The sequence below is a fragment of the Leifsonia poae genome, assembly GCF_050632865.1.
GTDB classification, from domain to species: Bacteria; Actinomycetota; Actinomycetes; order Actinomycetales; family Microbacteriaceae; genus Leifsonia; species Leifsonia poae_B.
The window spans coordinates 1,380,499-1,403,967 of the sequence record NZ_JBODSA010000001.1; the positions used below are offsets into that span (position 1 = coordinate 1,380,499).

At 70.1% G+C, this 23,469-nt stretch carries 16 protein-coding genes and 4 pseudogenes; all 20 read right to left on the reverse strand.

Annotated elements, in window-relative coordinates; translation table 11 throughout:
* Window positions 1–42 precede the first annotated feature (42 nt).
* Window positions 43–846, reverse strand: coding sequence for a triose-phosphate isomerase (tpiA, locus tag ACRAWB_RS06975; RefSeq protein WP_363809118.1), 804 nt, complete (start codon window positions 844–846; stop codon window positions 43–45).
* Complete coding sequence (locus ACRAWB_RS06980) at window positions 834–2,051, reverse strand: phosphoglycerate kinase (RefSeq protein ID WP_431352647.1); 1,218 nt, start codon at window positions 2,049–2,051, stop codon at window positions 834–836. The genes tpiA and ACRAWB_RS06980 overlap by 13 nt, the downstream gene beginning before the upstream one ends.
* Window positions 2,052–2,066: 15 nt before the next feature.
* Window positions 2,067–3,071 carry a type I glyceraldehyde-3-phosphate dehydrogenase gene (gene gap / locus ACRAWB_RS06985; RefSeq protein WP_431352648.1) on the reverse strand — a complete coding sequence of 335 codons (1,005 nt, stop codon included), beginning with the start codon at window positions 3,069–3,071 and terminating at the stop codon, window positions 2,067–2,069.
* A 103-nt stretch (window positions 3,072–3,174) separates the two neighbouring features.
* Complete coding sequence (locus tag ACRAWB_RS06990) at window positions 3,175–3,801, reverse strand: superoxide dismutase (protein ID WP_064109144.1); 627 nt, start codon at window positions 3,799–3,801, stop codon at window positions 3,175–3,177.
* 40 nt (window positions 3,802–3,841) lie between these two features.
* On the reverse strand, window positions 3,842–4,822 hold the full coding sequence (gene whiA / locus ACRAWB_RS06995; protein ID WP_431352649.1) for a DNA-binding protein WhiA: 981 nt from the start codon (window positions 4,820–4,822) through the stop codon (window positions 3,842–3,844).
* Between the two features lie 55 nt (window positions 4,823–4,877).
* Window positions 4,878–5,771, reverse strand: a complete 894-nt coding sequence (gene rapZ / locus ACRAWB_RS07000; protein WP_431352650.1) for an RNase adapter RapZ — start codon at window positions 5,769–5,771, stop codon at window positions 4,878–4,880.
* Between the two features lie 37 nt (window positions 5,772–5,808).
* Complete coding sequence (gene uvrC / locus ACRAWB_RS07005; RefSeq protein WP_431352651.1) at window positions 5,809–7,830, reverse strand: excinuclease ABC subunit UvrC; 2,022 nt, start codon at window positions 7,828–7,830, stop codon at window positions 5,809–5,811.
* A 3-nt stretch (window positions 7,831–7,833) separates the two neighbouring features.
* A pseudogene (gene uvrA, locus ACRAWB_RS07010) lies at window positions 7,834–10,739 on the reverse strand (excinuclease ABC subunit UvrA).
* A gap of 210 nt (window positions 10,740–10,949) precedes the next feature.
* Window positions 10,950–11,471: a hypothetical protein gene (locus ACRAWB_RS07015; RefSeq protein ID WP_431352652.1), complete on the reverse strand. Its 522-nt coding sequence runs from the start codon at window positions 11,469–11,471 to the stop codon at window positions 10,950–10,952.
* Window positions 11,468–12,823: a DUF58 domain-containing protein gene (locus ACRAWB_RS07020; RefSeq protein ID WP_431352653.1), complete on the reverse strand. Its 1,356-nt coding sequence runs from the start codon at window positions 12,821–12,823 to the stop codon at window positions 11,468–11,470. Before ACRAWB_RS07020 ends, ACRAWB_RS07015 begins: the two co-directional genes overlap by 4 nt.
* Window positions 12,824–12,878: 55 nt before the next feature.
* Window positions 12,879–13,904, reverse strand: a pseudogene (locus tag ACRAWB_RS07025) (AAA family ATPase); the annotation flags it as partial.
* Complete coding sequence (locus ACRAWB_RS07030) at window positions 13,894–14,481, reverse strand: hypothetical protein (protein ID WP_431352654.1); 588 nt, start codon at window positions 14,479–14,481, stop codon at window positions 13,894–13,896. The pseudogene ACRAWB_RS07025 and the gene ACRAWB_RS07030, both read right to left, overlap by 11 nt.
* A 52-nt stretch (window positions 14,482–14,533) precedes the next feature.
* Window positions 14,534–15,286: a DUF4129 domain-containing protein gene (locus tag ACRAWB_RS07035; protein WP_431352655.1), complete on the reverse strand. Its 753-nt coding sequence runs from the start codon at window positions 15,284–15,286 to the stop codon at window positions 14,534–14,536.
* A 51-nt stretch (window positions 15,287–15,337) separates the two neighbouring features.
* Complete coding sequence (gene uvrB, locus ACRAWB_RS07040) at window positions 15,338–17,404, reverse strand: excinuclease ABC subunit UvrB (RefSeq protein ID WP_431352656.1); 2,067 nt, start codon at window positions 17,402–17,404, stop codon at window positions 15,338–15,340.
* 77 nt (window positions 17,405–17,481) lie between these two features.
* Window positions 17,482–18,083, reverse strand: a pseudogene (gene coaE, locus ACRAWB_RS07045) (dephospho-CoA kinase).
* Window positions 18,084–18,166: 83 nt separating this feature from the next.
* Window positions 18,167–19,609: a 30S ribosomal protein S1 gene (gene rpsA, locus ACRAWB_RS07050; protein ID WP_431352657.1), complete on the reverse strand. Its 1,443-nt coding sequence runs from the start codon at window positions 19,607–19,609 to the stop codon at window positions 18,167–18,169.
* A gap of 108 nt (window positions 19,610–19,717) precedes the next feature.
* A complete protein-coding gene (locus tag ACRAWB_RS07055; protein ID WP_431352658.1) occupies window positions 19,718–20,701 on the reverse strand; it encodes an epimerase in 984 nt (327 codons plus the stop codon).
* A 91-nt stretch (window positions 20,702–20,792) separates the two neighbouring features.
* Window positions 20,793–21,335 (reverse strand): annotated as a pseudogene (locus ACRAWB_RS07060) (DUF4166 domain-containing protein); the annotation flags it as partial.
* Between the two features lie 14 nt (window positions 21,336–21,349).
* Window positions 21,350–23,023 carry a DUF885 domain-containing protein gene (locus ACRAWB_RS07065; RefSeq protein ID WP_431352659.1) on the reverse strand — a complete coding sequence of 558 codons (1,674 nt, stop codon included), beginning with the start codon at window positions 23,021–23,023 and terminating at the stop codon, window positions 21,350–21,352.
* A gap of 88 nt (window positions 23,024–23,111) precedes the next feature.
* On the reverse strand, window positions 23,112–23,456 hold the full coding sequence (locus ACRAWB_RS07070) for a hypothetical protein (RefSeq protein WP_431352660.1): 345 nt from the start codon (window positions 23,454–23,456) through the stop codon (window positions 23,112–23,114).
* Window positions 23,457–23,469 lie beyond the last annotated feature (13 nt).

Below are 23,469 nucleotides of genomic sequence, written 5' to 3' on the forward strand. Positions count from 1 at the left end.
GAGCCCGGGGAAAACCAACGACCAGTATAACTCGCGGGCCGCTCAGAGGCCGACGTGCTTCTGGTACCGCACGATCGCGGCGAACTCGTTGACGTCGAGGCTCGCCCCGCCGACCAGCGCGCCGTCGACGTTGGGCTCGCGCATGAAGCCGGCGATGTTGCCCGACTTCACCGATCCGCCGTAGAGGATGCGGGTCTTGGCCGCCACGTCATCGCCGAGCACGTCGGCGATCACGGCGCGCAGCGCGGCGCAGACCTGTTCGGCCTGCTCCGGCGTCGCCGCCTGGCCGGAACCGATCGCCCACACGGGCTCATAGGCCACGACGATGTCGGCGGCCGAGTCGACCTTCGACAGCGCGGCGCGCAGCTGCGCGACCGGCACGGCGCTCGCACCGTGGACCTCGAGGTCTTCCGCCGTCTCGCCGACGCAGATGATCGGCGCGATGTTGTGCTTCAAGGATGCGGCCACCTTGGCGGCCACCTGCTCGTCGGTCTCGCCGTGCAGCGTGCGCCGCTCGGAGTGGCCGATGATCACGTAGCGGGTCTCAAGCGCTTCCAGGAAGGCGGCGGAGATCTCGCCGGTGTACGCGCCGGACTCGTGCTCGGAGACGTCCTGGCCGCCGAAGGCGAGCGGGAGCTTGTCGGCCGAGATCAGCGTCTGCACGCTGCGGAGGTCGGTGAACGGCGGGAAGACGGCCACCTCGACCGCGGAGAAGTCGTGGTTCGCGTCCTTCAGCGTCCACGCCAGCTTCTGCACGAACGCGATCGCCTGGAGGTGGTCCAGGTTCATCTTCCAGTTGCCGGCGATGAGCGGCACACGCCGCACCGACGGGCTCACTGCTGCCATCCGAGGACCTCCAGTCCGGGGAGTCGCTTGCCTTCGAGGAATTCGAGGCTCGCGCCTCCGCCCGTCGAGATGTGACCGAACTGGTCGTCGCGGAAGCCGAGCGCACGGACGGCCGCGGCCGAGTCGCCGCCGCCGACGACGCTCAGGCCGTCGACCTCGGTCAGCGCCTGGGCGACCGCTTTGGTGCCGGCGGCGAACGGTGCGAGCTCGAACACGCCCATCGGACCGTTCCAGAACACCGTCTTCGCGCCGCGCACGTACTCGGAGAACAGCTCTGCGGTCTCCGGGCCGATGTCGAGCCCGAGGCCCTTGTCGCCCCAGTCGGTGTCCTCGATGGCGTCGATCGGGCGCACCACGTGCTCCGCGTCGGCGCCGAACTTCGAGGCCACGACCACGTCGCGCGGAAGCACCAGCTCCACACCCAGCTCCTCGGCCTTGGCCAGGTAGCCCTTGACCGTGTCGATCTGATCGGCCTCCAGCAGGCTCGAGCCCACCTTGTGGCCCTGCGCCGCGAGGAACGTGAACAGCATCCCGCCGCCGATGAGCAGCGAATTCACCTTCGGCAGGAGGTGGCCGATCACGCCGAGCTTGTCGGACACCTTCGAGCCGCCGAGCACGACCGCGTAGGGGCGCTCGGGATTCTCGGTCAGCCGGTCGAGCACGTCGAGCTCGGCTTCGATGAGCGTGCCCGCCGCGCTCGGCAGCAGCTGCGCGAGCTCGTACACGCTCGCCTGCTTGCGGTGCACGACGCCGAAGCCGTCGGACACGAAGGCGTCGCCGAAGGCGGCCAGCTTCTCGGCGAACGCCTTCCGTTCGGCGTCGTCCTTCGCGGTCTCCCCCGGGTTGAAGCGAAGGTTCTCGAGCAGGGCGACGTCGCCGTCCTTCAGTCCGGCCACGGCGTCAGCGGCGCCGCCGCCGACGGTGTCCTTCGCGAAGGTCACCGGCTTGCCCAGCAGCTCCGAGAGCCGCTGGGCGACCGGCGCCAGGCTGTACTTCGCGTCGGGCGCGCCCTCGGGGCGGCCCAGGTGGGAGATGACGACCACCTTCGCGCCCTGATTGATCAGGGCGTTCAGGGTGGGAATCGACGCTCGCACGCGGCCGTCGTCCGTGATCTTCGAGCCCTCGAGGGGCACGTTGAGATCACAGCGGACGACGACCCGCTTGCCGGCGAGCGAACCGAGTGCGTCGAGTGTGCGGAGCGTCACGTCGGTTCCCTGTCGTTAGAGGCGCTCGGCCACGTACTCGGTCAGGTCGACGAGACGGTTGGAGTAGCCCCACTCGTTGTCGTACCAGCTCGAGAGCTTGACCTGGTCGCCGATGACGCGCAGCAGACCCGAGTCGAAGATCGAGGAGTGCGGGTCGGAGACGATGTCGCTGGAGACGATCTCGTCCTCGGTGTACTTCAGGATGCCCTTGAGCGGACCCTCGGCTGCCTTCTTGTACGCGGCCTTGACCTCGTCGACGGTGACCGGGCGCGAAGCCGTGACGGTCAGGTCGGTGATGGAGCCGGTGGGCACCGGCACGCGGAGGGCGAAGCCGTCGAGCTTGCCCTTCAGCTCCGGGAGCACCAGGCCGATGGCCTTCGCAGCGCCGGTCGAGGTCGGCACGATGTTGATCGCGGCGGCACGGGCACGGCGGAGGTCGGAGTGCGGGCCGTCCTGGAGGTTCTGGTCGGCGGTGTAGGCGTGGACCGTGGTCATCAGACCGCGCTCGATGCCGAACTCGTCGTTGAACACCTTCGCGAGCGGCGCGAGGCAGTTCGTGGTGCACGACGCGTTGGAGATGATGTTGTCGGTCTCCGGGTTGTACAGGTGCTCGTTGACGCCCATGACGAACGTGGCGTCCTCGCCCGTCGCCGGAGCGGAGATGATGACCTTCTTGGCGCCGGCCTGGAGGTGCTTGCGCGCGTCGTCGGCCTTGGTGAAGCGGCCGGTCGACTCGATGACGATGTCGACGCCCAGGTCGCCCCAGCCGAGGTTGGCGGGGTCGCGCTCCTCGAGGACCTTGATCGGCTTGCCGTTGACGACGATGTTGTCGCCGTCGAGCTCCACGGTGGCGTCCAGACGGCCCGTGATCGAGTCGTACTTGAGCAGGTGCGCGAGCGTCTTGTTGTCGGTGAGGTCGTTGACCGCGACGACTTCGAGGTCGCTGCCCTTCGCGAGGGCGGCGCGCAGGTAGTTACGACCAATGCGACCGAATCCGTTGATTCCGATCTTTACGGACACAGATGTCTCCAGTTACTCGATGGGCGCCGGACGGCGCACTTTGGTGGGTGGTTGTTGCGGACGTCGGCGTCCCGGGAGGCTCCCTCCCGGGACGCCATCCTGCCTACGACAGTAGCAGCAGACCCGCGGTCTTCTCGCGCGCACGGAGGAAGCGGTCGTTGACATCGCCCCAGTTGGTGATGTTCCAGAACGCCTTGACGTAATCCGCCTTCACATTCACGTAGTCGAGGTAGAAGGCGTGCTCCCACATGTCGAGCATGAGGAGCGGGACGGTCGCCGCGGCGAGGTTGCCCTGGTGGTCGTACAGCTGCTCGATGATGAGCTTCTGGCCCAGCGAGTCCCACGCGAGGATCGACCAGCCGGAGCCCTGGATGCCGAGCGCCGACGCCGTGAAGTGGGCGCGGAACTTGTCGAACGACCCGAAGAACTCGTCGATCGCGGCCGCGAGCTCGCCGACGGGCTTGTCGCCGCCGTCCGGCGAGAGGTTGTTCCAGAACACGGTGTGGTTGACGTGGCCGGCGAGGTTGAACGCCAGGTCCTTCTCCAGCTTGTTGACGTAGGTCAGGTCGTCGGCGTCGCGGGCCTCTGCGAGCTTCGCGAGGGCGGTGTTGGCGCCGTCCACGTACGTCTTGTGGTGCTTGTCGTGGTGCAGCTCCATGATCCGGCCGCTGATGTTCGGCTCGAGGGCCGAGTAGTCGTACGGCAGGTCAGGCAGCGTGTAGTCAGCCATTACTCATCTCCACTTGTGGTTGGGGTTCGACGTTTGAAAACTACACCCCGTCCAGATCGGCCGGGAGGCTCGCCTCCGTGCCCGGGATGCCCAGGTCGGAGGCGCGCTTGTCGGCCATCGCGAGGAGGCGGCGGATGCGGCCGGCGACCGCGTCCTTCGTCATCGGCGGGTCGGCGTGGTGGCCGAGCTCGTCCAGGCTCGCGTCGCGGTGGGCGAGGCGCAGTTCGCCTGCGTACTGCAGGTGCTTCGGCACGTCGGGGCCGAGGATTTCGAGCGCACGCTCGACGCGCGCGCAGGCGGCGACGGCGGCCTGCGCGGAGCGGCGCAGGTTGGCGTCGTCGAAGTTGACGAGGCGGTTGGCGTTTGCGCGGACCTCGCGGCGCTGGCGCAGCTCCTCCCAATTGGCCACCGTCTGCGCGGCGCCCATGGCGACGAGCATCGCGCTGATCGCCTCGCCGTCGCGGATGACGACGCGGTGCACGCCGCGCACCTCGCGCGCCTTCGCGGCGATGCCGATGCGGCCGGCGGCGCCGACGAGGGCCATCGCCGCCTCGTTGCCGGGGCAGGTGACCTCCAGCGCGGCCGAGCGGCCCGGGTCGGTCAGCGATCCGCTGGCGAGGAACGCCCCGCGCCACACCGCCGCAAGCTCTTCGCGGGAGCCGGTGGTGAGGCGGTTCGGGAGGCCGCGGATCGGGCGGCGTCGAGCGTCCAGCAGGCCGGTCTGACGGGCCAAGGTCTCGCCGCCGTCGAGCACGCGCACCAGGTACTGGCTGGTGCGGCGGACACCGGAGGGCGAGGTCACCGACACGTCGCTGCGGACGCCGTAGAGCTCCGCCAGGTCTTTCCGCACGCGCCGGGCGAGCTCGGGCGTGTCCAGCTCGCTCTCCACCGCGATGCGGCCGCCGATGAGGTGCAGGCCGCCCGAGAACCGGAGGATGGTGGCCAGCTCAGCTGCCCGGACGGTGGTCTTGCCGACCTCGACCTTCGTGAGCTCGTCCTTGACGTCGGCGGTGAGAGCCAATCGGATTCCTTACTGTCTCAAGGCGGGGGTGATGCCGTGGGTGGATGGGCCGGGATCATTCACGGCCGAGGTCGCGGTGTTTGGTGTTCACCGCCAGACCGGGGAAAGTGCGCAACCGTGCCGCGAGCTCTTCCGCAATCGCGACGGAACGGTGCTTTCCGCCAGTGCAGCCTATCGCGATCAGCGCGTGGCGTTTGTTCTCGCGCTGGTAGCCGGCGACGATCGGCTTGAGCGCCGCCATGTAGCCCTGGATGAATTCGGCCGCGCCGTCCTGCGTCAGGACGAAGTCGCGCACGACCTCCTCGAGGCCGGTGTGCGGCCGCAGTTCGGGGTTCCAGAAGGGGTTCGGGAGGAAGCGCGCGTCGGCGACCATGTCGGCGTCGGCGGGCAGCCCGTACTTGAAGCCGAAACTCATCACCGTGACCTGGACGTCGGCCGCGTCCTCCGCCGCGAACGTGTCGGTGATGTTGGTGGCGAGCTGGTGGATGTTGAGGTCGGTCGTGTCGACGATGATGTCGGCCGCCTCGCGGATCTCGCGCAGGCGGGTGCGCTCGGCGTTGATGCCGTCGAGGATCGTGCCGTCGCCCTGCAGCGGGTGCGGACGCCGGACCTGCTCGAAGCGGCGCACGAGCACCGCATCCGACGCCTCCAGGAACAGCACGCGCACCTTGGTGCCCTCGCGGAGGCTCTGGATCATGTCGCGCAGGTCGACGAAGAAGTTGCGCCCGCGCACGTCGACGACCGCGGCGATGCGCGGCAGCCCGGACTCGGCGCGGTTCGCCAGCTCGACGAGCGGACGGAGCATCTGCGGGGGCAGGTTGTCGACCACGTACCAGTCGAGGTCTTCGAGCGCGTTGGCGACCGTCGAGCGGCCGGCGCCCGACATCCCCGTGACGATGAGCACTTCCTGCTGCTCTGCGCTTGCGTTCGTCTCATCGTCGGTGGCCATCGACCGGTCTCCTCCGCTTTCCTGCTGTGCTCCCAGCCTAGCGACTGCTGTCCACCGGTTGGCCGTCCTGCGGCTGCGCATCCGCTGCGGCGGCGCCGTCGGCCAGCCGCTCGAACACCGCGGTCGCGAGCCGCGGCCCGACGCCGCGCACCTCGGCGATCTGCTCGGGCGTCGCCTTGCGGAGCTGGGCGACGGAGCCGAAGTGCTTCAGCAGCTCCTTCACCCGCGACGGACCGAGGCCCGGGATCTCGCCCAGCACGGTGCCGATGTCGCGCTTGCGGCGCGCCCGCTGGTAGGTGATCGCGAACCGGTGCGCCTCGTCGCGGAGGCGCTGGATGAGGAACAGCGCGTCGCTGTTGCGCGGCAGGATCACCGGGAAGTCGGAGTCGGGCAACCAGATCTCCTCCAGCCTCTTCGCGATGCCGGCGAGCTGGATGCCCGTGACGCCCGACTCATCCAGCGCCCGCTTCGCGGCGGCGACCTGGGGCTGGCCGCCGTCGACGATCAGGAGGTTGGGCGGATAGGAGAACTTGCGGCGGCGGCGCTCGGCGGCGTCCTCCACGACCTCGTCGGCGCCCGCCGCGCCCTCGGCGTCGAGGGCGGTCTCTTCGTCCAGCGTCTCCACCACGGCCGCCGGCGTCTCCTTCAGGTACGCCAGCCGGCGGGAGATCACCTGGTAGATCGACTCGGTGTCGTCCGTCGACTCGGGGATGCTGAACCGGCGGTACTGATCCTTGCGGGGCAGGCCGTCCTCGAAGACGACCATCGAGGCGACGATGTTGGTGCCGCTGAGGTGCGAGACGTCGTAGCACTCCATCCGGAGGGGCGCATCGGTCATCCCGAGCGCGTCCTGGATGTCGTTGAGCGCCTTGGAGCGCGCGACGAAGTCGGAGCTGCGGCGCGTCTTGTAGAGCACGAGCGCGTTCTTCGCGTTCATCTCGACGGTCTGGGCGAGGGCCGCCTTGTCGCCGCGCTGCGCGATGCGGAGCGCCACCCGGCCGGTGAGCCGGCCGCGCGGGGCGGACGGGTCGGGCGTCTCGCGGCGGCGCTGCGTGAGCCATTCGTCGAGCTCGGCGGTGTCGTCCGGCAGCTCAGGCACCAGGATCTCGCGCGGCGGCGCGTCCGGGCCGTCGTAGGCGTTCTGCACCACGGTCTCGACGAGCTCGCCGAGTCCCATGTCGAGCTCCTTGTCGACCACCCAGCTGCGGACACCGCGCACGCGGCCGCCGCGGACGATGAACTGCGTCACCGCGGCGGCGAGTTCGTCGTGGGCGATGCCGAACACGTCGGCGTCCACATCCTCCGGCAGCACGACGGCGCTCTTGCCGAGCACGCCCTCCAGCGCCTGGATGGCGTCCCGGTGGCGCGCCGCGGACTCGTAGTCCATGGTGCTCGCCGCCTGCTTCATCTTGTCGTTGAGGTCGCGCAAGTAACCGCTGTCGTTCCCCGCCATGAAGCTCGCGAAGTCGATCGCGAGCGACTTGTGGTCCTCCGGGGTGATGCGCCCGACGCAGGGCGCAGCGCACTTGCCGATGTCGCCGAGCAGGCACGGCCGTCCCGTGAGCTCAGCGCGCCGGTAGACCCCGTCGGAGCAGGATCGCATCGGGAACGCCTTGAGCATCAGGTCGACCGTCTCGCGGATCGCCCAGACCTTCGTGTACGGCCCGAAGTAGCGCGCGTCCTTGATGTTGCGGTTGCGCGTGATCATGACCCGCGGGATGCGGTCGCCGAGGGTCACCGCCAGGTACGGGTACGTCTTGTCGTCCCGGAACTTGACGTTGAACGGCGGGTTGAACTCCTTGATCCAGGTGTACTCGAGCTGCAGCGCCTCGTACTCGGTGCCCACGACCGTCCACTCGACGCTGGACGCGGTGGTCACCATCCGCCGGGTGCGCTCGTGGAGGCTGCGCAGCGGCTGGAAGTAGTTGCTGAGCCGGGCGCGGAGGTTCTTCGCCTTGCCCACGTAGAGCACGCGCCGGTTCTTGTCACGGAACCGGTACACCCCCGGCTGGGTCGGGATCTCGCCGGCCTTCGGCCGGTAGCTGACGGTGTCGGCCATCCCTTACGCAGCGCCCCGGGCGGACTCGCCCTGCAGGATCTCCTTGAGGAAGAACCCGGTGTGGCTGCCGGGCGTCTCGGCGACCTGCTCCGGGGTGCCCGTCGCGATGACCTCGCCGCCGCCGGCGCCGCCCTCCGGACCCATGTCGATGATCCAGTCGGCCGACTTGATCACGTCGAGGTTGTGCTCGATGACGATGACCGTGTTGCCCTTGTCGAGCAGCCCGTTCAGCACCAGGAGGAGCTTGCGGACGTCTTCGAAGTGCAGACCGGTGGTCGGCTCGTCGAGGACGTACACGCTGCGGCCGTTGGAGCGGCGCTGCAGCTCGGTCGCGAGCTTGACGCGCTGCGCCTCGCCGCCCGAGAGGGTCGTCGCACTCTGGCCGAGTCGGACGTAGCCGAGGCCCACGTCGACGAGCGTCTGCAGGTAGCGGTGGATGGCCGAGATCGGCTTGAAGAACTCCGCCGCCTCGCTGATCGGCATGTCGAGCACTTCGGCGATGTTCTTGCCCTTGTAGTGCACCGACAGGGTGTCGCGGTTGTACCGCGCTCCCCGCAGACCTCGCACGCGACGTAGACATCGGGCAGGAAGTTCATCTCGATCTTGATCGTGCCGTCGCCGGAGCACGCCTCGCAGCGTCCACCCTTGACGTTGAAGCTGAACCGGCCGGGCAGGTAGCCGCGGGCCTTGGCCTCCGGCGTCTCGGCGAATAGGTTCCGGATGCGGTCGAACACGCCCGTGTAGGTCGCCGGGTTGGACCGCGGGGTGCGGCCGATCGGCGCCTGGTCGACGTGCACGACCTTGTCCAGGTTCTCGAGGCCGGTGATGGTGCGGTGCTTGCCGGCCACCTTGCGGGCGCCGTTGAGCTTGTTGGCCATCACCCGGTACAGGATGTCGTTGACCAGCGACGACTTGCCCGAACCCGAGACGCCCGTCACGGCGACGAACGTGCCGAGCGGGAAGTCGACCGTCACCTTCTTGAGGTTGTTGGCCTGGGCGTCCACCACCCGGATCATCCGCTTCTTGTCGATCTTGCGGCGCTTCGCCGGGATGGCGATCTCGCGGCGCCCGGCCAGGTAGTCGCCCGTGAGCGACGCGGTGTTCTTCAGCAGCTCGTCGTACGAGCCGGAGTGGACGACGTGCCCGCCGTTCACGCCCGCGCCCGGGCCGATGTCGACGATCCAGTCGGCGGTGCGGATGGTGTCCTCGTCGTGCTCGACCACGATCAGCGTGTTGCCGAGGTCGCGCAGGGCGACCAGGGTGTCGATCAGACGGCGGTTGTCGCGCTGGTGCAGGCCGATACTCGGCTCGTCGAGCACGTACAGCACGCCGGTCAGGCCGGAGCCGATCTGCGTGGCCAGACGGATGCGCTGCGCCTCGCCGCCCGAAAGCGTGCCTGCGGCGCGCGCCAGGTCGAGGTAGCTCAGGCCGACCTGGATGAGGAAGTCGAGGCGGATCTTGATCTCGCGCAGCACCTGCGCGCCGATCTTCTGCTCGCGCTCGGTCAGGTGCAGCTTCTCCATGAACGCACGGGCGTCGCTGAGGCTGAGCAGCGACGCGTCGGCGATGCTCTTGCCGTGGACGAGGACCGCAAGCACCTCGGGCTTGAGGCGCTTGCCGCCGCAGACCGGGCACGGCACCTCACGCAGGTACTCCGCCCAGCGGGCGCGCTGCGTGTCGGTCTCGGCCTGGAGGTACTGGCGCTCGATGTAGGGCACCACGCCCTCGAAGCCGGAGGTGTACGACATCTCTCGGCCGTAGCGGTTCCGCCACTTGACCTTGACCTCGAAGTTGTCGCCGTGCAGGACCGCGTCCTTCACGTTCTGCGGCAGCTTCTTCCAGGGGGTCTTGAGTGAGAACTTGAGGTCGCGCGCGAGACCGTCGAGCAGCTTCTCGTAGTAGTTGAAGAGGCTCTTGCCCTGGCTGGTCCACGGCACGATGACGCCGTCGGCGATGCTCAGCTCGTCGTCGTCGAGCAGCAGCTCCTCATCCACCGACATGCGCGTGCCGAGGCCGGAGCACTCGGGGCAGGCGCCGAACGGGGCGTTGAACGAGAACGTCCGCGGCTCGATCTCGGTCAGCTGGATGGGGTGCCCGTTCGGGCAGGACAGCTTCTCGCTGAAGTTCTGCCAGGCCGCCGCACCCTCGCGGTCGACGTAGTTGATCTGGACCAGGCCGTCGGTGAGCCGGAGCGCGGTCTCGAGCGAGTCGGTGAGGCGGCCCAGGATGTCGGGGCCGGCGACCAGACGGTCGATGACCACGGAGATGTCGTGCTTGACCTGCTTCTTCAGCGTCGGCGGGTCGGACAGCTGGATCTGCTCGCCGTCGACCAGGGCGCGCGAGTAGCCGCTCGCCGCGAGCTCCTTGAAGAGGTCGACGAACTCGCCCTTCTTCTGCGAGACCACCGGGCTGACGACCATGTAGCGGGTGCCGGCCTCGAGCTCCATGAGCTGGTCGGCGATCTGCTGCACGGTCTGACGCTGGATGCGCTCACCGCAGATAGGACAGTGCGGCACGCCGATGCGCGCCCACAGCAGACGCATGTAGTCGTAGATCTCGGTGATCGTGCCGACGGTCGACCGCGGGTTGCGATTGGTGGACTTCTGGTCGATCGAGACCGCGGGGCTCAGACCCTCGATGAAGTCGACGTCCGGACGGTCGACCTGACCGAGGAACTGTCGCGCATAGGCGGACAGCGACTCGACGTAGCGCCGCTGGCCCTCGGCGAAGATGGTGTCGAACGCGAGCGACGACTTACCCGATCCGGAGAGGCCTGTGAAGACGACCATCGAGTCGCGCGGGATCTCGAGGTCGACGTTGTGGAGGTTGTGCACCCGCGCGCCGCGCACGCTGAGGTGCGAGCCCGTCACCCGGCTGATGCTGCTGCCGATGTCGCCGTCCCCGTGCACCCGATCGTTGTTCACTCGCCCGTTGCTCACTCGCTCTATTCTCCGCCATCCGTACTGATTCGAGGGGGCTGTTCGCCCACCGCGCACCGCACTCCGGCGCCTCGAACATCCGTTCGATTCTACCCTCTGGAGCGCGGTGATCCGCCGCACGCGTGAGTTTAGGAGCGACCACCGACATTCGAACCGGGTGACCCCGTCCACGGCCTTGGTTCAGCGGTTCGGACGGCGGAGCAGCGCGGGGACGAGCATCCCGACCAGCGCCAGCACGGCGAGGCCGGAGACGACGGCGAGCATCGGGACGGAGATCCGCCCGGCAGGCAGCAGCAGCGCCACTGCCACCACCTGCATCGGCACTTGGAGGAGCACGAACCGGCGGAGCGACGGGACCAGCACTGCGGGCTGGAGCCGCGCCGCCGCCGGCACCACGAGCATCCACGAACCGAGCAGGTGCAGGGCGTGCGCGCCTGCGATCAGCGCGAGCATCCGGACCGTCAGGGTGCCGGGCTCGACCAGCGACGACAGCACCAGCACGCCGATCAGGACCCACGCGGTCAGCCAGCGCGGCCGCCACACGGCCACGCCCACGAGGAGCGCGGCGATCGCCGTCCACGGGCCGCTCGGCACACCCGCGAGGACCAGCGCCAGTCCCACCGCGGCGAACAGCGCGCGCACTGACCAGCCGGGGAGGGTGCGGGTACCGAGGTCGGGCGTCGTGCGTGCCGGGTCGCTCATCCGCGCCTCGCTGTTGTCAGCGCGCGCAGGCCGGCCTCGCGGGAGACGGGGTCCTGCCAGCCCAGCAGCTCCACCCCGCCGGCCTCCAACTGCCGCAAGCGGAGGCGCCGCTCGAGCTCGATGGTGCGCAGGGCCAGCCGCTCGCGGGCGGTCAGCTCGCGCGCATCCCGCGCCGGGAGGACGTCGACCGCGATCACCCGGTGGCCGGACGCGCGCCAGCCGAGGGCCAGCGTCGACGGCTGGTCGTCGAGGAAGGTCGAGAGCACGTAGACGATCGCACCCGGCGACAGCCGCGGCGAGCGGACGCGCTGGAACGTCAGGCCCGTTGCCGTCGTCAGCTCGATCTCGCGCAGCACCCGCTCGCGGTGGCGGGCTCCGGCGCGAGGCGGGAGGACGCGGCGAGACTCCCCCAGATCGTCGAAGCCGACCCGGTCCCCCACCGCTGCGTACGCGACCGTCAGCGAGGCCGCCGCCTCGCGGGCCAGATCGAGCGAGGACAGCGCGGGCCGCGGATACGCGCGCGACCAGTCCGCGACGATCCCGGTCACGTCGTCGCGCGCATCGAGCACCACGTGCACGGCGGCGTCGGACGTGGCGGTGGTCCGGCGCACGTACAGCTCGCCCGAGCGGCCGGCGCGAGCGGTCGCGCGCCAGTCGATGCGGCGGAGGCGGTCGCCGGGATGGAACAGGTCGATGTCGCGGAACTCGCCCCCGTCACCGGGCCGCGTCGACACGTGCTGGCCGGTGAGGCCGAGGAGGCGCGCCGGCAGCGGGAGGCGGCGGAGCGACAGCCGGCGCGGACGCACGACGCGCTCCACGGAGGCCTCCTCGCCCGGGACGCCGACCCACGCTGCGTCGGCCCCGAGGGCGCGAGCGGCGACCTCCGCCACGCGCTGCGGACCCGAGTGGACGACCGGGACCTCGCCCGTTGTCCGGGCGGCGGCGCGCGGGGTCAGCACGGCGTCCACCGGGGCGGTGCCGCCGAGGGACAGCCGCAGCTGGAGGGCGTCCGGGCGTTGCGTGGCGGCGGCGTGGAGGTCCACCGTGAGGACCGTGGAGCCGTCCGGCGCGGGATGCGCGGGGCCGGTGGAGGCGACGGACGTCTCGGTGAGGAGGTCGTCCGAGGGCTCCGTATCGGTGCTCCTGCGGGGCCGGCGATCCCAGCTCAGTGCGGCGGCGAGCAGCAGGGGCGCGCCGACGAGCGCGGGCTCGACGCGGGTCATCACGAACGCCGCGACCACACCCACCACACCGACCACGACGGCGCCGGCGAGGGCCGGGCTCAGCGTCCAGCCGCCGCGCGCGGCGGTGTGCGTGCGGTCGGAGTGGGAGTGGTCGGTGCCGTGGGTCATCGTCCCTGCGCGTCCGTCCCCGCCGCCTCCGCCGGCTCCGGCGTGTGGCGGCCCACCCCACCGCCGGCGGACCGGCGACTGTGTTGACGACCTCCGCGACGACCTGTTCGGCGCGCACGCCGCCCGTCCACGCCTGCACGGTGAGCGTGAGGCGGTGGGCGAGCACCGGCACGGCGACGGCCTTGACGTCGTCCGGCAGGACGAAGTCGCGTCCATCCAGCACGGCCAGCGCCCGAGCCACCAGAAGCAGGCCCTGCGAGCCACGCGGAGACGCACCCACCTCCACCGACCGGTGGCTGCGGGTCGCCGCGGCGAGGCGGACGCAGTAGGCGGCGATGTCGGGGTCTACATCCACCGCCTCGATGCCCGCCTGCATGGCCGCCAGCGTCGCGGCGTCGATCACCGGCTCGACGCTCGCAACCTCGTGCCGACGCGCCACGCGGGCGAGGAGTACGCGCGACTCGCCCGCCTCGTCCGGGTAGCCGACGCTCAGTCGGACCATGAACCGGTCGAGCTGGGCCTCCGGCAGCGCATACGTGCCCTCCGACTCGATCGGGTTCGCCGTCGCGACCACGTGGAACGGCGACGGAAGCGCGAAGCTGCGACCCTCGACCGACACCTGCCCCTCGGCCATCGCCTCCAGCAGCGCCGACTGTGTCTTCGGGGACGTGCGGTTGATCTCGTCGGCGAGGAACAGTCCGGTGAACACCGGGCCCGGCCGGAACTCGAACTCCGCCGTGCTCGGCAGGTACACGAACGAGCCCGTGATGTCGGACGGCAGGAGGTCGGGCGTGCACTGCAACCGGCGGAAGTCCAGCCCGACCGCCGCCGCGATGCTCCGGGCGGCGAGCGTCTTGCCGAGGCCCGGGACGTCCTCGAACAGCACGTGGCCGCCCGCGAGAATGGTCGCGAAAGCGATGCGGAGCGGTTGCCGCATGCCGACGACGACGCTGCTCACACGGTCGAGCACCGCGGCTCCCAGGCGAGCGACGTCGGGGATGTCGAGGGCCGCCGGGGCGGTCGTCCCCGTCGTCGGCGCGGTCGCCGCGCCGTCGTGCTGGTGGATGGGATCAGCGGGCATGTGGCGGCTCCTGGATGCTCGGGGCGGGCTGTCGGGATGCGGTGCTCGGCTCGTCCGCGGCGCCGACGGTGGGAAGGGACGTGGCCGCGTCCTCGCGCTCCGACGCCTCCAGTCGGGCGAGCGCCGCCGACACCTCCGACGTGCGCGGCGGGGCGACTCCGGACCCGCGGCGCAGCAGTCGGAGCGCGTCGGCCCCGAGCAGTTCCTCGAGGCACGTGTCGGCGGTGCGGTCCTCCAGGTCGAGGCCCCGGAGGACCAGAGCGCGCTCGGCGACGAGCCGCAGGCGGCGGACCCCTTCAGGTGACGCCCGGCCGCCGCGGGCGCCCAGCGACCAGCCGAGCTGGACGATGTCGCGGCGCGCTCCCGGCCGGGGTTGCGGCGCGGGGACCGCCCAGACCACGTCGGCGGCCTCGCCCAGCGCCGAGAGGCAGGCGGTGATCGCGAAGGCGGCGGCGCCGAGCCCGATGGCGTGAGCGGCGTCCATCCCGAGGTACCAGGCGGCGACGCCGAACGCGATCCCGAGCACCGCGCTCAGGATGAGCCGCCGCAGCATCCGGGGCGGCAGGCGGCGGGTCATGGGCGGGCTCCGAAGCGGTCGAGCCGCGGCAGCCGCGGGGGCAGGCGACGGGTCATCGGCTCGCTCCGAAGCGGTCGGCCGATGTCGACGCGCGTGCGCGCGGGGCGTCGCTCCACGAGGCCCGGAGCGCGTCTATGGCGGACCGCGCGGCGGCGACGTCCTGCGGCGTGACCGGTGCGCTGCTGAACCGCGCTCGCTGATACAGCGCGAGGAAGCGCTGCGCCGCGTCCCGGTCGGCTGCGACCCGAGCGAGGACGCGTGTGGTGAACTCCGCGGGCGTCTCCGCCGGCAGGCGGCGCACGCCGGAGTCGGCCGCGTCCTCCTCCAGCCCCACCCAGGCGCGTTCGATCGCATCCCGCGGCTCCCGCACGTCGGCGAGCTCGGCGGACGCGCGGTCGAGTCCGCGGCGCACGTGCTCCGGATCGACATGGCGCTCCGGCTCAGGATGCGGGTCGCCGACCTCGGCGTCCGTCACGTCGATGAGCGGAGGCAGCTCCCTCGGCGGCGCGCGCCGGCGGCGCAGACGCCAGAGCAGGGCGAGGGCGATCACGACCGCCAGCACGATGAGCGCGACGAACAGCCAGGAGAGGTCCAGGTGGAGCACCTGCGTCTGCTCCTGCGGTTCCGGACTGCCCGAGACCTGCGGCCGCGGCGGTGCGCTGGCGATCGGCGCGGGCGGCAGGAACATCCTCGGCCCGGTGAACTCGGGCGCGCCCTGGAAGGCGACCGCGACCACCGCGACGCCGACCAGCGCGGCGCACACCGCGAAGGTCCAGCGCCGCCGTCCGGTCGTCCTCGAAGCCACCCTGCCACCGTAACGCGCTCGGGCGCCGACCGTGTGGACGACCGAAGGGCGTCAGCCCAGGTGGCCGGCCTTCTCCATCTGCCGGAGGTCGCGCTTGAGGTCGGAGAGCTCGTCGCGCAACCGCGCCGCCAGCTCGAACTTGAGCTCACCCGCGGCCGCCAGCATCTGCTGGTTGAGGTCGGCGATGATCCCCTCGAGCTCGGCCGCCCCCTGGGCGGCGATGCCCCCGTTCCGGAGGTTCGGGGTCGGGCTCTTGCGCTTCTGGTCGCGGCCGGCGAGCATCCGGGCCGTGTCGGCCTCCTCACGGGCGAGGATGTCGGTGATGTCGGCGATGCGCTTGCGCAGCGGCTGCGGGTCGATCCCGTTCACGCGGTTGTACTCGATCTGCTTCTCGCGGCGGCGCTCGGTCTCTTCGATGGCGTTCTTCATCGAGTCGGTGAGCACGTCGGCGTACATGTGGACCTGCCCGGAGACGTTACGGGCGGCACGGCCGATCGTCTGCACCAGCGACGTGGACGAGCGGAGGAAGCCCTCCTTGTCCGCATCGAGGATCGCCACCAGCGACACCTCGGGGAGGTCGAGTCCTTCACGCAGCAGGTTGATGCCGACCAGCACGTCGTAGACGCCCGCGCGCAGCTCCGTCAGCAGCTCGACCCGTCGCAGCGTGTCGACGTCGGAGTGCAGGTAACGCACCTTGACGCCGGCCTCTGCGAGGAAGTCGGTGAGCTCTTCCGCCATCTTCTTGGTGAGCGTCGTGACGAGCACGCGCTCGTCGCGCTCGACGCGCAGCCGGATCTCCTCGAGCAGGTCGTCGATTTGCCCCTTGGTCGGCTTGACGACGATCTCGGGGTCGACGAGTCCGGTCGGGCGGATGATCTGCTCCACGACGCCGTCGGCGATGCCCAGCTCGTACTTGCCCGGCGTCGCGGACAGGTACACGGTCTGACCGACGCGGTCCTTGAACTCGTTCCATCGGAGCGGGCGGTTGTCGAGCGCGCTCGGGAGACGGAACCCGTGCTCGACCAGCGTGCGCTTGCGCGATGCGTCGCCCTCGTACATGGCACCGATCTGCGGCACCGTCACGTGGGACTCGTCGATGACGACGAGGAAGTCGTCCGGGAAGTAGTCGAGAAGGCAGTGCGGGGCTTCGCCGGGCAGCCGCCCGTCGATGTGGCGCGAGTAGTTCTCGATGCCCGAGCAGAAGCCGATCTGCTCCATCATCTCGAGGTCGAACTGCGTGCGCATGCGCAGCCGCTGCGCCTCGAGCAGCTTGCCTTCGCGCTCCAGCTCCTGCAGGCGCTCGTGCAGCTCCTCCTGGATGGTGCCGATCGCGCGCTGCATGGTCGCCGGGCTCGCGGCGTAGTGCGTCGCCGGGAAGACGGACACCGCGTCGAGCTTGGCGATCACGTTGCCCGTCAGCGGGTGCAGCGAGTACAGCGCCTCGATCTCGTCGCCGAACAGCTCGATCCGGATCGCGTGCTCCTCGTAGACCGGGATGATCTCGATCGTGTCGCCGCGCACGCGGAACTTGCCGCGCGAGAAGTCGACGTCGTTGCGCTCGTACTGCATGTTGACGAAGCGGCGGATGAGGGCGTCGCGCCCCACGTTCTGGCCGACCTGCAGGGCGACCATCGCCTCCAGGTACTCCTCGGCCGCACCGAGGCCGTAGATGCAGGACACGGTCGAGACGACGACGACGTCGCGCCGGCTCAGCAGCGAGTTGGTGGTGGAGTGCCGCAGCCGCTCGACCTCGGCGTTGATGGACGAGTCCTTCTCGATGAAGGTGTCCGTCTGCGGCACATAGGCCTCGGGCTGGTAGTAGTCGTAGTACGAGACGAAGTACTCGACCGCGTTGTTCGGCAGCAGCTCGCGGAACTCGTTGGCCAGCTGCGCAGCCAGGGTCTTGTTGTGCGCGAGCACGAGTGTCGGGCGCTGCACCTGCTCGATGAGCCAGGCGGTCGTCGCGGACTTTCCGGTACCGGTGGCGCCGAGCAGCACCACGTCGGTCTCACCCGCGTTGATGCGACCCGCCAGCTCGGCGATGGCCTGCGGCTGGTCACCGCTCGGCTGGTATTCGCTGACGACCTCGAAGGGACGGACGGAGCGCGTGGGAAGCATGTCTCCAGTCTAGGAAGGACCACTGACACTGCGGCCCGCTCTCGCTCACAGCGGAACGGCCGATCGGCCCTGCCCGCTCAGGAGGCCGCGCGCAACTCCTCCCAGAGGGCGTCGACCTGCTCCAGCGTGTGGGCGAGGGTGCCACCGGTCTCGATGACGACGTCGGCGACGGCCAGCCGCTCGTCATCCGACGCCTGCGACCGGATGCGTCGCTCAGCCTCGGCGCGGTCCATCCCGCGCAGGTCGACGAGGCGCCGGATGCGCGTCTCCGCGTCGGCGTGTGCCACGACGACGCGGTCGAACCGGTACTCGTTGGCCGACTCCACGAGCAGCGGGACGTCGTAGACGACGATCGCGTCCGGGTCGGCCTCCCCGCGGCCCGGAACCGCGCGGTGGACTCGGCCATCACGGCGGGGTGGGTGATGCCGTTGAGCGCCTGCAGAGCCTCGGGGTCGCCGAAGACGATGGCACCGAGGGCGGGGCGATTCAGGGAGCCGTCGGCGGCGATGACCCCGTCCCCGAAGCGCTCGGCGATGGCGGCGAGAGCCGGAGTGCCCGGCTCGACGACCTCGCGGGCGATGCGGTCCGCGTCCACCACGACGGCGCCGTGGGAAGCGAGACGGGAGGCGATGGTCGATTTGCCGGAGGCGATCCCGCCGGTGAGTCCGATCAGCTGCACCCGTTCAGCCTAGCGGCGGCCGTGCCGCCGGGAACGACGAAGCGGCCGGCCCCGAAGGGCCGGCCGCTCGTTGGTGAGGATGCTCAGTTGTTGGAGCTGAGCTTCTCGCGCAGAGCCGCAAGCGACTCGTCGTCGGCGAGGGTTCCACCCTGGCCCGAGTCGGAGGAGTACGACGAGGTGCCGCTGTCGGCAGCAGCCTCCTCGAGGCCCTTGGCGACCTGGCGCTTGTGCGCCTCCCAGCGCGCCTGGGCCGCAGCGTACTGCTGCTCCCACTCGTCGCGCTGCGCCTCGAAGCCTTCCTTCCACTCGTTGGTCTCCGGGTCGAAGCCCTCCGGGTACTTGTAGTTGCCCTGGTCGTCGTACTCGGTGACCATGCCGTAGAGCGCCGGGTCGAACTCGGTGCCCTCGGGGTCGACGCCCTCGTTCGCCTGCTTGAGGCTGAGCGAGATGCGGCGGCGCTCCAGGTCGATGTCGATGACCTTGACGAACACCTCGTCGCCCACCGAGACGACCTGCTCGGCCAGCTCGACGTGCTTGCCGGACAGCTCGGAGATGTGGACAAGGCCCTCGATGCCGTCCGCGACGCGGACGAACGCACCGAACGGGACGAGCTTCGTGACCTTGCCCGGCGCGACCTGACCGATCGCGTGGGTGCGGGCGAAGACCTGCCACGGGTCCTCCTGCGTCGCCTTGAGCGACAGCGAGACGCGCTCGCGGTCGAGGTCGACCTCGAGGATCTCGACGGTGACCTCCTGGCCCACCTCGACGACCTCGGAGGCGTGCTCGATGTGCTTCCAGGAGAGCTCCGACACGTGGACGAGACCGTCGACGCCGCCGAGGTCGACGAACGCACCGAAGTTGACGATCGACGAGACGACGCCCTTGCGGACCTGGCCCTTGTGCAGGTTGTTGAGGAACGTGGTGCGGGACTCGGACTGGGTCTGCTCCAGCAGCGCGCGGCGCGAGAGCACCACGTTGTTGCGGTTCTTGTCGAGCTCGAGGATCTTGGCCTCGATCTCCTGACCCAGGTAAGGGGTGAGGTCGCGGACGCGGCGCAGCTCGATGAGCGAAGCCGGCAGGAAGCCGCGCAGGCCGATGTCGACGATCAGGCCGCCCTTGACGACCTCGATCACCGTACCGGTGACGACGCCGTCGGCCTCCTTGATCTTCTCCACATCGCCCCAGGCGCGCTCGTACTGCGCACGCTTCTTGGACAGGATGAGGCGGCCTTCCTTGTCCTCCTTCTGGAGAACAAGGGCCTCGACGGTGTCGCCGACCTCGACGACCTCGGTGGGGTCGACGTCGTGCTTGATGGAAAGCTCGCGCGAGGGGATGACACCCTCGGTCTTGTAACCGACGTCGAGGAGGACCTCGTCGCGGTCGATCTTGACGACGGTGCCTTCGATGAGGTCTCCGTCGTTGAAGAACTTCAGCGTCTTTTCGACCGCGGCAAGAAAGTCCTCAGCAGATCCGATGTCGTTGACGGCGACCTGCTTGGGTGCCTTGTCGGTCGTTGCGGTTGTCATGTAGTGGGTGCTCCGTAATGGACAGGAATCAGGCCGGTCGCGATAGGTTTTCGATGTGATTCCGCGAACGGCAGGCGGATAGGGATGTCACACAAGTGACGTTCTAGTCTACCGGGCGTTGGACGCGTCCAGCAAGCTGCGCTCGCCCAGGATGTCGCGGAGCGCCGGCTCCAGGTCGGGGAAGGCGAAACGGTAGCCGGCGTCGAGCAGTCGTTCGGGCTCCACCCAGCGGCTCTTCAGCACCAGTTCGGTCTCTGTGCGGATCGCCGCTGAGCCCAGCTCGAGCATCCACCGGTACGCCGGGACCCCGACCCGCACGCCGAGCAGCCGGCGCAGCAGCGCCATCAGAGTGCGGTTGTCGGTCGGATGCGGTGCCGCCACATTGACCGGCCCGACGAGGTCGGGACGCGCGCGCAGGAACTCGATGGCGCCGAGCACGTCGGCGATGTGGACCCAGCTGAACTTCTGGCGTCCGCCGCGCGCCCGGAACTCGTGGAACGTGCCCGCGTTGCGTCGCGCCGCCGTCGCGAACCACGGCCCGTCGACCTGCGGTCCGCCGAGGCCGAACCGCACGAGGTTCACCAGGGGCGTGAGCGCGCTGCCGTCGCCCAGGACGATCGCCATACGCAGCGCGACCCGGCGCGTGGCCGGCAGATCGCCCTCGAACAGCTCGCGCTCCCAGGCCTTGGCCACGTTCACCGAGAACCCCGTGCCGAGTTCGCCGGTGGACTCGGTCATCGGCCGGTCCTCCGCGTGCCGGTAGATGGTGGCGGTCGACGCGTTGAACCAGACGGGAGGCGGCGCGTCGCTCGCGGCGATCGCCGTACGCACGGCCTTCGTCGTCTCCAGCCGCGACCGGAAGATCTCCGCGCGGTTGGCGTCGCCGTACCGGCAGTTGACGCTCTTGCCGGCGAGGTTGATCACCGCATCGGCTCCCGTCACCGCCGCTCGTAGCCCGGCCGCATCGTCCCACCGGACATCCGGCCCGGCGCGCCCGACCAGCACCAGCTCGGCGCCGGACGCCCGGTAGTGCTGCTCCAGGTACCGCCCGACGAATCCGGATGCCCCTGCGATCACGATGCGCTCGGTCACTCCGGCTGCTCCCCTCCTCGATCCCGTACCGGAATCGTCCCGTGTACTGATAGATCCGGCCGATCACCGGCACGGCGACGACGATGGACACCTCCTGGCGCTCGGCCAGGTCGTCCCAGCGCTCCGTGAGGACCACGACCGGCGCGACCAGCCGCGGGATCGGCACCCGTCGGCCACCGACCACGAGCTTGACGGCGGTCGACCGCAGCCGGAGGCCGCCATCCCGCACGGTCGCACGGAACACCGCCTCGGCCCGCACCGGATCGCCGAGCCGGTCGATCAGCGCGCCGCCGCGGACCCCGATCTCGTCGACCATGAGCGCCGACCGAGCCCGGCCGCGCCCGGCCAACTCGAACGACCGCACCGCGGCAACCGCCAGCGAGCCATCGGCACCGACCGCCGCCCGGTTCGCCACGGTGAACGGCACATCCCGCTCCCACACCGGGAACATGACGTGCGCCCTGGCGAACCAGGCGAGAACCGGCCACAGCCAGCGCCGCGGCGTGCCGACCGTCTCGAACACGCCGCTCCCCCGCCCCACCGCGCCGGCCGGGATGGCGTCGAAGTACGTCCGCAGGCGCGGATGCAGCTCGTCGAACGCCGCGGCCAGCACGACGCGGTAGGGAGAGGTCACAGGTGTCGCGCGGCTCAGTCGAGCAGCGCCGACTTCAGCGTGTCGAGGCCGACGCCGCCGATGTCGAGGGCCTTCTTGTGGAACGCTTTGATGTCGAAAGACGCGCCCTCGCGACGGGCGTACTCGTCGCGCAGCTGCTCCCAGATGCGCTGACCGATCTTGTACGACGGCGCCTGCCCCGGCCAGCCGAGGTAGCGGTTCACCTCGAAGCGGACGAAGCCGTCGTTCATGTTGACGTTCTCGCGCAGGAAGGGGAAGGCGTCCTCACCCGTCCACGGACGGGACCCGTCGGGCAGCGGCTTCTCCAGGTGCACGCCGATGTCGAGCACCACGCGCGCCGCGCGCATCCGCTGGCCGTCGAGCATGCCGAGGCGGTCGGCCGGGTCGTCGAGGTAGCCCAGCTGCTCCATCAGGCGCTCGGCGTAGAGGGCCCAGCCCTCGGCGTGACCCGAGGTGCCGGCGATGCGGCGCCAGGAGTTGAGCTGCGCCTTGTTGTACGTCGCCTGCGCGATCTGCAGGTGGTGCCCGGGAACACCCTCGTGGTAGACGGTCGTCAGCTCGCGCCAGGTGTCGAACTCGGTCACGCCCTCTGGCACGCTCCACCACATCCGGCCGGCGCGCGCGAAGTCGTCGCTCGGGCCGGTGTAGTAGATACCGCCCTCCTGCGTGGGGGCGATCATGCACTCCAGGCGACGGATCTCGGCCGGGATGTCGAAGTGCGAGCGGCCGAGCTCTTCGATCGCGCGGTCGCTGGTCTCCTGCATCCACCGCTGCAATGCATCGGTGCCGTGGAGCTTGCGGCTGGCGTCGCCGTCGAGGAATTCGATCGCCTCGAGCACGCTCGCGCCCGGCTTGATCTCGTTCGCGATCGACTCCTGCTCGGCGCGCATGCGCGCCAGCTCTTCGATGCCCCACTCGTAGGTCTCGTCGAGGTCAACCGTCGCGCCGAGGAAGCCGCGCGAGGCGAGCGCGTACAGCTCGCGGCCCACCGCGTCCTTCTCGGGCGCGTGCTGCGCCAGCTCGTTCTCGAAGAAGTCGGCCAGCGTGGCGTACGCCTGCGCGGCCTGCTGGGCGCCGTCGGCGAGGTCGGCCTTCAGCGACTCCGGAAGCACGCCGTTCAGCGGCTTGGCGTCGGCGGTGAACTCGTAGAAGAAACCGGTGTCGGCGACCTGCTTGCGCGCCTGCGCCAGCACCTCGCGCACCTGACGGATGGCCGGGACGTTGCCGGCCGCGATGCCGCTGCGCAGGGTCTCGATGTAGCCGTCCATCGCCGCAGGGAGGTTGTGGAGGCGCTTGGAGACGTTGGCCCAGTCGTCTTCGGTGTCGGTGGGCACGAGGTCGAAGATGTCGCGCAGCTCCTGCGCCGGCGACGCGATGACGTTGAGGTCGCGCTGGGCGAACCCCGCTTCGTGCTTCTCGACGGTGAGCTGCAGCTCGCGCGTGAGGTCCATCTTGGTGACGCGGTCGATGTCGTCGACCGGCTCTGCCGCCTCGATGCGGGCCAGCGCCTCCTTCACCTTGGCGATGGCGTGCTCCGCGCCGGCTGGCGAGTAATCGGCGTACTCGCCCTCACGGCCGGGACGGCCGAGCCAGACGTGGAACTCCGGGTACAGCTCGAGCTGGGTGTCGACCCACTCCTCGGCGATCGTGTCGACCGGGGTGGGTTCGCGCTTCTGATCGTTGGTCATGCTCCGACACTACCGACGACCGCTCCCGCCCGGCACGGGGCGCCCAGAATTGTGGACAAGTCGCGAAAGAGTCGGGGTGTGGACGGATTCAGGCGAGGCCGCGCCGGTCCAGTTCGTCCTGCAGTGCGACGAAGAACCGGTCGATCTCGCCGAGTTTCCGCGTGTACAGCAGCGTGTCGGCCCCGCGCACCCGCCCGACCGCGTCGAACTCGATGCGCGTGTGCGTCGCATCCACCGGGAGGAACCGCAGGTGCGGCTCGAACAGCACGAAGAGCGACAGCAGCTGAGCGGCCGGGTCGCGCAGGCTCGTCCCCCTCAAGGCCGCGCGCACGAACTCGCGCGCCTCCTCCGGCGGGATCGGCACGACCTCGCTCGGGACGTGCCGCGGGGCGACAGCCTTCCGTCGGCGTCTACGCGGCTCGAGCTCGCTCACACGGGCAGGCTAC